The 10,772-nt window shown below is 67.5% G+C and carries 8 protein-coding genes; 3 read left to right on the top strand and 5 right to left on the bottom strand.

What is annotated here, in order from left to right:
• Positions 1-9: 9 nt before the first annotated feature.
• Positions 10-879, bottom strand: a complete 870-nt coding sequence (locus L0C25_RS14235) for an alpha/beta fold hydrolase (RefSeq protein ID WP_271632330.1) — start codon at positions 877-879, stop codon at positions 10-12.
• A 66-nt stretch (positions 880-945) separates the two neighbouring features.
• Between L0C25_RS14235 and L0C25_RS14230 the strand changes: the two genes are divergently transcribed.
• The 3 genes from L0C25_RS14230 to L0C25_RS14220 all read left to right on the top strand — a co-directional run bounded on the left by L0C25_RS14230 (position 946) and on the right by L0C25_RS14220 (position 4,658).
• Positions 946-1,521: a TetR/AcrR family transcriptional regulator gene (locus tag L0C25_RS14230; RefSeq protein WP_271632329.1), complete on the top strand. Its 576-nt coding sequence runs from the start codon at positions 946-948 to the stop codon at positions 1,519-1,521.
• A 37-nt stretch (positions 1,522-1,558) separates the two neighbouring features.
• Positions 1,559-2,482, top strand: a complete 924-nt coding sequence (rarD, locus tag L0C25_RS14225) for an EamA family transporter RarD (RefSeq protein ID WP_271632328.1) — start codon at positions 1,559-1,561, stop codon at positions 2,480-2,482.
• A gap of 115 nt (positions 2,483-2,597) precedes the next feature.
• A complete protein-coding gene (locus L0C25_RS14220) occupies positions 2,598-4,658 on the top strand; it encodes a PhoX family protein (RefSeq protein ID WP_271632327.1) in 2,061 nt (686 codons plus the stop codon).
• 8 nt (positions 4,659-4,666) lie between these two features.
• On the opposite strand, the gene L0C25_RS14215 is transcribed toward L0C25_RS14220, so the two are convergent.
• From L0C25_RS14215 to nuoL, 4 genes are read right to left on the bottom strand one after another with little or no spacing between them, the layout of a single operon-like run.
• Positions 4,667-5,635 carry a polyprenyl synthetase family protein gene (locus tag L0C25_RS14215; protein WP_271632326.1) on the bottom strand — a complete coding sequence of 323 codons (969 nt, stop codon included), beginning with the start codon at positions 5,633-5,635 and terminating at the stop codon, positions 4,667-4,669.
• Positions 5,636-5,687: 52 nt separating this feature from the next.
• The gene (nuoN, locus tag L0C25_RS14210; RefSeq protein ID WP_271632325.1) at positions 5,688-7,298 is read right to left on the bottom strand and encodes an NADH-quinone oxidoreductase subunit NuoN; all 1,611 of its coding nucleotides are present in this window, start codon (positions 7,296-7,298) and stop codon (positions 5,688-5,690) included.
• Positions 7,295-8,833, bottom strand: coding sequence for an NADH-quinone oxidoreductase subunit M (locus L0C25_RS14205; protein ID WP_271632324.1), 1,539 nt, complete (start codon positions 8,831-8,833; stop codon positions 7,295-7,297). Before L0C25_RS14205 ends, nuoN begins: the two co-directional genes overlap by 4 nt.
• Positions 8,830-10,761 carry an NADH-quinone oxidoreductase subunit L gene (nuoL, locus tag L0C25_RS14200; protein WP_408641646.1) on the bottom strand — a complete coding sequence of 644 codons (1,932 nt, stop codon included), beginning with the start codon at positions 10,759-10,761 and terminating at the stop codon, positions 8,830-8,832. Before nuoL ends, L0C25_RS14205 begins: the two co-directional genes overlap by 4 nt.
• Positions 10,762-10,772 lie beyond the last annotated feature (11 nt).

Here is a 10,772-nt window from a genome sequence, read left to right as displayed (position 1 = left end):
ATCCACTCCTCAGCGGGCCGGGATCCTCTCCTCAGCGTGCGGGTCGGTGTCGCGGAGGAACTCGCGGAGGTGGCGGGTGAACTCGTCCGGCTGGTCCTCGTTGACCATTGTGTGCGCGTCGGCGATCTCGACGTAGCGGGAGTCCGGGATCAACTCCGCGAGTCGCGGGCCGTGCTCCGGCGGCATCATCTTGCCCTCCGGCGCCCAGACGACCAGCGTCGGTCCGGCGAAGTCCGCGAGCCTCTCGGTCGCCGCGATCAGCTCGGCCTTGGGTGGCGGGTGGCCACCGTACTTGCGCACGTCGCGGCGTACGTCGGCGGACGCGAGGCCCGGCGCGGTCCAGTCGTGGGCGACCTCGTCGTTCACACCCTTCTTGACCAGCGCACCGAACATCAGGGGTGAGTTGCGTAGCCAGGAGACTCGAAGCTGGCGCAGCCCGAGGCCGACTCCCCCGGGCAGCCTGCAGGCAAGCATCGCCACCTTCCCGGAGAGCCCGGGCGGGAAGTTGTCGTACGCCTCGCTCGGACAGATCACCAACCGCGCAACGCGGTCGTCGCGCCCCTCGGCGGTCAGGAAGAGCCCGCCACCCCAGTCGATCGAGACCAACGTGACGTCGCGGAGGTCGAGCGCCTCGAGGAAGTCGGCCACCAGGTGCGTCTGGCCGTGCATCGTGAGATCGGCGTCCGGCTTCATCGCGATGCGGTGCGACCCGAGGGGCAGCGTCGGGGTGATGCACCGATAGTCGTCGCGGAGTCGGGGAACGACCTCGCGCCAGGTCGTCCCGCTCATGAACAGCCCGTGCAGGAAGACGATGACCGGACCACTGCCTCCGGTGTCGTCGTACTCGATCGTACCGGCCGGCACATCCGTCGTCGGCATCTCAGAACCCCCATTAGAGTGATCGCTCTAGAATGATCGCTCTAGTATGGTCGCAAGGAGGCGATGATGGCAACCACGACCCGCAACCGGATCGTCGCAAGCACCGCGGAGCTACTGCGTCGGCAGGGCTACACCGCGACCGGGGTGAAGCAGATCGTCGAGCGCGCCGGGGCACCGTTCGGGTCGATCTACCATCACTTTCCTGGCGGCAAAGAACAGGTCAGCGCCGAGGCGATCCGCACGTCCGGCGCCGAGTACGCCGCCGTGCTTCCGCTCGCCTTCGACGACGCACCCGACCTGCTCACCGGCATCCGTACCTACTTCGCACTCGCGGCCTCCCATCTCGAGGACTCCGACTTCGCCGACGCGTGTCCGATCGCGACCGTCGCGCTCGAGGTGGCGAGCACGAACGAGCCGTTGCGGGAGGCGACATCCGAGGTGTTCACCTCCTGGCAGGAGTACGGCACCGCGTACTTCGTCGACCGCGGCGTCGGCTCCGAAGTCGCCGCCGAGCTGACGACGGCACTGGTGTGCGCACTCGAAGGAGCCTTCGTCATCACCCGCGCGACCCGAGACACGACAGCCCTGCTGACCTGCGGAGACGTACTCGCGCGCAGCTTCGCCGACCGCCTGCCGGACTGACGCCGAGCCCGACAGTCACCGGGTCTAGGCTCACCTGGTGAAAGCTCTGCCCGTGGACGAGGCGCGCCGCGGATTCGTGTTCGGCGCCGCCGCGTACACGATCTGGGGATTCTTCCCGCTGTACTTCCCGCTCCTCGAGCCGGCGGGCCCGGTGGAGATCCTGTCGCACCGCGTGATCTGGTCGCTTGCCCTGGTCGCTGCCGTGCTCACCGTCCTTCGCAAGTGGCGCAGCCTTCGCGAGGTCGTACGCTCGCCGCGCCGGCTCGGCTTGCTGTCGCTGGCCGCGGTGTTCATCGCGGCGAACTGGGGCGTGTACATCTACGGCGTCAACAGCGGGCACGTCGTCGAGACCTCGCTCGGCTACTTCATCAACCCGCTCGTCACCATCCTGATGGGCGTCGTGCTGCTCGGCGAGCGGCTTCGTACGCTGCAATGGTGCGCGCTCGCTCTCGCATTCGGGGCCGTCATCGAGCTCGGGATCGACTACGGCCGGCCCCCGTACATCTCGCTGTGCCTCGCGTTCTCGTTCGCTACGTACGGGTTGCTGAAGAAGAAGGTCGGCGTCGGCGCACTCGAGGGACTCGGCCTCGAGACCCTGGTGCTCGCACCCCTGGCGCTGGCGTACCTCGCCTTCCTCGACGTGGAGGGCACGGGCTCGTTCGGACACCGCGGCATCGGCAACGCCTTGCTGCTGGTCATGGCCGGCGTGCTGACGGCCATCCCGCTGCTGCTGTTCGCGGGGGCCGCGAACCGCGTGACGATGACGATGCTCGGTCTGCTGCAGTACGTGACGCCCACGTTGCAGTTCCTGTTGGGGATCTTCGTGTTCCATGAGGCGATGACGTCCGCCCGCTGGGTCGGCTTCGCACTCGTCTGGACGGCGCTCGCGATCATCACGGTCGAGGGCATCTCGAACCGGCAACGGTTGCTGCGGAAGGCAGCGAAGGCGCGGGCACAATAGCCCCGTTGCCGCGCTGATCGCCGATCGTTCACCCGTACGTCACCTGAACCACGCCTTGGCTGCCTAGCGTCGCGAGCGCAAGACAACTCCCCCCTCGCACCCTGGAGCGAATGCGATGCCGCGACGTCTTCTGCCGCTGATCAACCAGACCGGACCGCACGGGTCCCGAAGCGCCATGACCTGTCACTATCGCTGTGGCGACGCATGCGACAAGCCGATCCCGAACACCTCCGACAACCAGCACATGTCGCAGGTCCTCACCTCGGTGGTCGCGCGCAGGTCCTTGCTCATGGGTGGAGCCGCCGCATCGGTGACCGTCGGCCTCGGTGCCACGCTCGCCGGACCCGCCGCGGCAGCCGGTGAGGCCGCGGGCAAGCGGCGCGCGCCCGCGGCCGAGCTGGCCTTCCGTCCGGTGCAGCCGAACGTACGCGACAACGTGACCGTTCCTGCGGGGTACGACTACGACGTCATCGTCTCGTGGGGTGACCGGATCACGCCGGACGCGCCGCGCTTCAACGTCTACAAGCAGACGCCGCATGCCCAGGCACAGCAGTTCGGATACAACTGCGACTACGTGGGAGTGCTGCCGATCGAGGGCAAGAAGAATCGGGCCATCCTCGGCGTCAACAACGAGTACACCGACCCGGAGCTGATGTTCCCGACCGACTGGTACGACGACGCGACCCAGAAGCGGATCGAGATGGCCGCGCACGGGTTCAGCATCCTCGAGATCGAGCGCGGCCGGCGCGACGGCGCCTGGAAGCAGCGCGCCGTCGGCAAGACAAAGCTCAACCGTCGCATCACGGCCGAGACGCCGATGCGCCTCACGGGCCCCGCCGCAGGTGACAAGCGGCTGCGTACGCGAGCCGACCGTAAGGGACGTACGGTGCACGGCACGTTCGGCAACTGCTCGGGCGGGATGACCCCGTGGGGCACGTTCCTGTCGGGCGAGGAGAACTTCAACGGCTACTTCGACGCGTCCGGGGATCTCGACCCGGCGTACGCCGACAGCTACGCCCGTTACGGCCTCACCGGGGAAGGCCGTGGCTGGAGTGGCGTCGACGACCGGTTCGATCTCACGACGGAGCCGAACGAGCCGTACCGTCACGGCTACGTCGTCGAGATCGACCCGCACCGCCCGAACGCGAAGCCACGCAAGCTCACGATGCTCGGGCGGTTCAAGCACGAAGGTGCGACGACCTCGCTGAGCGAGGACGGCCGGGTCGTCGTCTACCTCGGCGACGACGAGCGGGGCGACTACATCTACAAGTTCGTCTCGCGGCAGAAGTTCCGTAAGGGCAACGGGCCGAAGGCACATGAGCACAACGTCGGTCTGCTCGAGGACGGCACCCTGTACGTCGCGAAGTTCACCGGCGACGGGCTCGACGACGATGAGTACGACGGCACCGGCGAGTGGATCGCTCTCACGTCGGCGACCGAGTCGTACGTCGATGGCATGAGCGTCGCCGACGTACTGATCGACACCCGGCTCGCCGCGGACACCGTGTCGCCGACGAAGATGGATCGGCCCGAGGACATCGAGCGCAACCCGGTCACCGGTCGCGTGTACGCGGCGCTCACCAACAACTCGGCCCGCGGCGCCGACCATCCCGTCGACGAGGCGAACCCGCTCGACTCGTCGATGGTGCGCGAGTCGCTCGACGCACCCCTGACCAGCGCTTCGGGCAACCGCAACGGGTACGTGCTGGAGTGGGTCGAGCGGGGCAACGACGCGGGCGCGACGGCGTTCCGCTGGAACCTGTTCCTGGTGTGTGGAGACCCGGAGGCTCCCGAGACGTACTTCGGTGGTTTCCCGAAGGAGCAGGTGAGCCCGATCTCCTGCCCCGACAACGTCGCGTTCGACCCGGCGGGCAACCTGTGGATCTCGACCGACGGGAACGTCCTCGGCTCCAACGACGGCATGTTCGCGGTGCCGACGCGCGGGCGGGAGCGCGGCAACGTACGCCAGTTCCTGACGGTGCCCGTCGCGGCAGAGATGTGCGGTCCGCTCGTATCGCAGGACGGCCTGACGGTGTTCGCCGCGGTGCAGCACCCGGGCGAGTCGGACGGCGCGACGTTCGAGGAGCCGACGTCGACCTGGCCGCACACCGACCGTTTCCCGCGGCCGTCGGTCATCTGCACGTACCGCATCGACAACCAGCGCATCGGTCGCTGAGGCAGCGCTCAGCCGATACGGGTGACGACGGTGTCGCAGAGCGACTCGAGCGCATCACGCGCGATGCCGGGTGGCAGATCGGTGAGCAGCGCCCGGGCGTCGTCGGACCAGCGTCGTACGAAGGCCCGGGCGTCGTCGAGCGCCGGGTGCTCGCGCAGCAGCGCCAACGCCTCGGCGTGGTCGTCGTCGTTGCTGATCGGGCCTGAGAGCAGCTCGCGTAGCCGCGCATCGTCCGGCGCATCCGACGAGAGCGCGATCAGGGTGGGCAGCGTCGGCACACCCTCGCGCAGGTCGGTGCCGGGTGTCTTTCCGGAGTCGTGCGCGTCGCTCGCGACGTCGATGATGTCGTCGCTGAGCTGGAACGCCGAACCGATCCGCTCGCCGAACTCGGTCAGGCGGTCCTGCACCGAGGTGGGCGCACCGGCCATCATCGCGCCGAAGCGTGCCGACGTGGCGATCAGCGCGCCGGTCTTGTCGGCGACGACGGAAAGGTAGTGGGAGAGCGGGTCCTCGCCCGCCCGTGGGCCCGTCGTCTCGCGGATCTGGCCCTGCACGAGGCGGGAGAACGTATCTGCCTGGATACGGACGGCCTCGGGTCCGAGGTCGGCGACGATATGCGACGCCCGCGCGAACAGGTAGTCGCCGGTGAGGATGGCGATGGAGTTGTCCCAGCGCGCGTTCGCGCTCTGCGCGCCGCGCCGGAGCGCGGCCTCGTCCATCACGTCGTCGTGGTACAGCGTCGCCAGGTGGGTCAGCTCGACGACGAGTGCGGCCGGCACGATGTCGGCCGCACTCGGATCACCGAACTCGGCGGTGAGCAGCACGAGCAGCGGCCGGAACCGCTTGCCGCCCGCACGCAGCAGGTGCGTGGCGGCCTCGGCGACGAACGCCTCGTCGCTGTCGACCGCGTCGGACAGGCTTCGCTCAACGGCGTCGAGTCGCTCGCGTACCTGCGACTCGAAGGCGTCATCGCTCAAGGTCACGCCAAACGTGGACGAAGACACGGCGACTGGCTCCTCGAGAATCGCGTTAGCGTACGAACGCGCCCGCGTTCTGGGCGAGTTCGAGCACCGGACCTGGCACGATGCCCAACACGATTGTGACAGCAACGGTCACGGCGAGCACGACCGAGGTCAGGTAGCTGGGTACGGCAACAGTCGGGCCCTCCCCCGTCGGCTCTTGGAAGAACATCAGCACGATCACGCGTACGTAGAAGAACGCGGCCACCGCGCTCATCAGCACACCGATGACGACCAGCACCCACGCGTCGCCTGCCCACGCGGCGCCGAACACGGCCCACTTGCCCATGAACCCGCTGGTGAGCGGGATGCCCGCGAACGCGAGCAGGAAGAACGCGAACATGCAGGCGAGCAGCGGCGACTCCTTGCCGAGTCCCGCCCACCGCGACAGGTGGGTGGCCTCGCCGCCCGCGTCGCGTACGAGGGTGACGATCGCGAACGCGCCGATCGTCGGGAAGCCGTAGGTGGCCAGGTAGAACAGCACGCCCTCGATGCTGGTGATGCCGGTGTAGTCGGCCGTGACACCAACCGCTCCGGCGACGCCGACCAGCAGGAAGCCCGCGTGCGCGACCGAGGAGTACGCGAGCATCCGCTTGATGTCGGTCTGCGCGATCGCGACCAGTGAGCCGACGACCATGGTGAGCCCGGCGATGATCCAGATCATCGGCCGCCAGTCCCACTGAGCATCGCCGAACGCGACGAAGAAGATCCGCAGCAGCGCACCGAACGCGGCGACCTTCGTACACGCCGCCATGAACCCGGTCACGGCCGAAGGCGCGCCCTGGTAGACATCGGGCGTCCACGCGTGGAACGGCGCCGCCGAGACCTTGAACAACATGCCGACCGCCAGCAGCCCGATGCCCGCCAGCAGCAGGTTGTGGCCACCCGCGCGGTTGTCGACCGCATCCGCGATGCCGCCCATCGTCAGGCTGCCCGCATAGCCGTACGTGAGCGCGATCCCGTAGAGGAAGAACGCCGACGCGAACGCGCCCAGCAGGAAGTACTTCATCGCGGCCTCCTGCGAGAGCAGGCGGCGGCGACGGGCCATGCCACACAGCACGTACAGCGGCAGCGACAGCACCTCGAGCGCGATGAACATTGTGATCAGGTCGTTCGACGCCGGGAACACCATCATGCCGCCGATGGCGAACAGCGCGAGCGGGAAGATCTCGGTCTGCTCGACCCGCTTGCCGACATCCTCGCGCTCGGCTTCGGTGCCGGGTATCGACGCGGCCTGACCTGCGAACGCGGTCAGCCCGCCCTCGAGTCGCCGCTCCGCGAACAGCAGCATGCTGATGAAGGCGAGGATGAGGACGAGGCCCCAGATGAACACGGTGGGACCGTCGATCGCGAGCGCACCCTCCGCGGCGACCTCGCCGCGGGCGGTCGCGGCACCGCTCGACGACTCGTCGAGACCCCGAGCAACGAAGATGGTGCCGCCGAACGCCGCGAGGAGTCCGACGAGCGTGACGACGAGCTGCGCCAGGTAACGCGACTTGCGCGGCGCGAACGCCTCGATGAGTACGCCGATGAACGCGGCCCCGAACACGATCAGGACCGGGTAGATGACGGAGTACTCGATCGACGGAGCCGAGATGTCCGGCGCGGCGACGATGTTCACTGCTGTGCCTCCTCGGCCGATGTGGCCGCCGGGTGGTCGGGCTCCGGATCATGGACGCCGACGTGCTCGAGGGTGTCGGACACGGCGGGGTTGATCACGTCGAGCAGCGGCTGGGGGAAGAACCCGAGGCCGATGATGAGCACCACGGCGGGTGCCAGGGCGGCCAGCTCGCGCGGCCGCAGGTCGGTCACTCCGGCGTTGTCGTCACGCAGCGGACCGGTCATCGTGCGCTGGTACATCAGCAGGATGTACAGCGCCGCGAGCACGATACCGAGCGTCGCGACGACGGCCGCGGCGATCGAATGTGTGAAGGTGCCGGCGAGGACGAGGAACTCGCTCACGAACGGCGACAGACCCGGCAACGAAAGGCTGGACAGCCCGGCGATCAGGAACACGCCAGCGAGCAGCGGCGCGATCTTCTGGACACCGCCGAAGTCGGAGATGCGGGCCGAACCGCGCCGGCTGATCATGATGCCGGTGACCAGGAACAACGCGGCCGTCGAAAGACCGTGGTTGAACATGTACAGGGCCGCGCCCGACGCCGACTGGCTGGTCAGGACGAAGATGCCGAGCACGATGAAGCCGAAGTGCGACACGGACGTGTACGCGATGAGCCGGCGGATGTCGTCCTGGCCGATCGCGAGCAGCGCCCCGTAGATGATGCTGATCAACGCCAGCACGATCACGACCGGACTGGCCCAGTCGGACGCCTCGGGGAACAGCCCGAGGCAGAACCGGATCATGCCGAACGTGCCGATCTTGTCGAGGATGCTGACCAGCAGCACCGACGTACCGGGCGTACCCGCCGCCGCCGCGTCGGGCAGCCAGGTGTGCAGCGGCCACATCGGCGCCTTGATCGCGAACGCGATCATGAAGCCGAGGAACAGCCAGCGACCCGTCGTCTCGCTCATGTCGACGTTCATCAGGTCGGTGATCAGGTAGCTCGGGTCGCCCTCCTCGGCAGACACGACGTACAGACCGACGACCGACGCGAGCATCAGCAGCCCACCGACGAGCGAGAACAGCAGGAACTTGATCGCGGCGTACGAACGCTTGACGCCGCCGAAGCCGCCGATCAGGAAGTAGATCGGGATCAGGGTCGCCTCGAACAGGACGTAGAACAAGAACACGTCCATCGCCGCGAACACGCCGATCGCGAGACCCTCGAGCGCGAGCATCCAAGCGAAGAAGGCGTTCGGGCTCCAGCGCCCGGTGTCGCCGTCTTTCCAGGACGCGAGCACGACGATCGGTGTCAGGATCACCGTCATCAGGATCAGCGTGAGGCCGATGCCGTTGACGCCGAGGGCGTAGTACGCGCCGAACACACTGATCCACTCGTGCTGCTCGGTCAGCTGGTAGCCGCCGTCGTCGGGGGAGTACTGCGTCGCCATCGCGATGGCGAGCACCAAGGTGACGAGGGTGAACCCGATCGCCGTCTGCTTGACCAGCGCCGTACGCCCACGCGGCAACGCCACGAGGACGAGCGCCCCGACGATCGGCAGCGCGGCCAGAACTGTCAGCCAGGGGAAACTCATGTCAAGTTCACCGCCAGCATTGCGAGCACCACGAGGAGCGCCCCTCCAAAGGTTGCGAGTGCGTACGACCGCACGTATCCGTTCTGCATCCGGCGAACCGCGTTCGCCGCCCGTCCGGTCAGTCCGGCGATGCCGTTGACGGCACCGTCGATGCCTCGACCGTCGACGAAGACCAGCGCCCGGGTGAGGTACTGCCCCGGTCGCATGAAGACCGCCTCGTTGAAGGCGTCGCCGTACAGGTCGGCGCGAGCGGCCTTGGTGAACACCGACACCTTGGTCGGAGCCACGTCGGGCACCGTCTCACGCAGGTAGCGGAAGTACGCGATCACGACACCGACCGCCACGACCGCGAGTACGAACACCGTCAGCACCCACACGGGTACGTCGAGATGGTGCTCCTCATGTCCGACGACGGGTTCGAGCCAGTCGGTGATCCAGCCGCCGAGCAGCAGCACGCCGCCGAACGCCGACAGGGCCGCGAGCACCATCAGCGGGACCGTCATGACCCGCGGCGACTCGTGCGGGTGCACGCCTTCGCGCCACCGCTTCTGCGACACGAACGTCATGATCATCAGCCGGGTCATGTAGAACGCGGTGATCCCGGCGCCGAGCACCGCACCGAGCCCGACCCAGATGTTGTCGGCGAACGCGGCCTCGATGATCTTGTCCTTGGAGAAGAAGCCGGAGAAGCCGGGGAACCCGATGATCGCGAGGTAGCCCGCGGCGAACGTCAGGAACGTGATCGGCATCGCGCGTTGCAGCGCACCATAGTGCCGCATGTCGACGTCGTCGTTCATACCGTGCATGACAGAGCCGGCGCCGAGGAACATGTTGGCCTTGAAGAAGCCGTGCGTCAGCAGGTGGAAGATCGCGAACGCGTAGCCGGCCGGGCCGAGACCCGCGGCAAGCGTCATGTATCCGATCTGGCTCATGGTCGAGCCGGCCAAGGCCTTCTTGATGTCGTCCTTGGCGCAACCGATGATCGCACCGAACAGCAGCGTGACGAGGCCGACGGTGACGACGGCCGTACGTGCGGCCTCGGACTCGTTGAAGATGAAGTTCGACCGGACGATCAGGTAGACGCCCGCGGTCACCATGGTCGCCGCGTGGATCAGCGCCGAAACCGGCGTCGGACCCTCCATCGCATCGAGCAACCAGCTCTGCAACGGGACCTGCGCGGACTTACCGCACGCGCCGAGCAGGAGCAGCAGGCCGAGCGCGGTTGCCGCCGCGCTCGACGCCTCGCTCGCGACGCCCGAGACACCGACGATCGACGTCGTGCCGAACTGCGCGAACATCAGCATGATCGCGAGTGACATGCCGAGGTCGCCGACACGGTTGACGACGAACGCCTTCTTCGCCGCGACCGCTGCGGAGTTCTTGTGCTGCCAGAACCCGATCAGCAGGTACGAGGCGAGGCCGACGCCTTCCCAGCCGAGGAACAGCACCAGGTAGTCACTGGCGAGCACGAGCGTGAGCATCGCCGCGATGAACAGGTTGAGGTACGCGAAGAACCGCCGCCGCCGATCGTCGTCGGCCATGTAGCCGACCGAGTAGATGTGGATCAGCGAGCCCACACCGGTGATGAGCAGCACGAACACGGCCGACAGCGGGTCGTACAGGATCTCCATGTCGACGTGGAAGCCGCCGACCTCGATCCAGGTCCAGAGGTTCTGGGAGATCGTACGGTCCGACTCGTCGCGGCCGAGCAGACCGATGAACGTGATCACGCCGATGGCGAACGAGCCCAGCGGCGCCGCGCAGCCGAGGAGGTGGCCCCATTTGTCGCCTCGGCGCCCGACCAGCAACAGCACCACGGCACTCGCCAGCGGCAGCGCGATGAGCAACCAGAGCAGGGAGAACGCCCCGTCTGCCGAAGCCGGTGCGATCGCACCGGCATGCTCGGAACTTGCTACGAGATCAATCAACGTAGATCTCC

The organism is Solicola gregarius, assembly GCF_025790165.1.
GTDB classification, from domain to species: domain Bacteria; phylum Actinomycetota; class Actinomycetes; order Propionibacteriales; family Nocardioidaceae; genus Solicola; species Solicola gregarius.
This window is presented reverse-complemented; position numbering and strand designations above follow the sequence as displayed.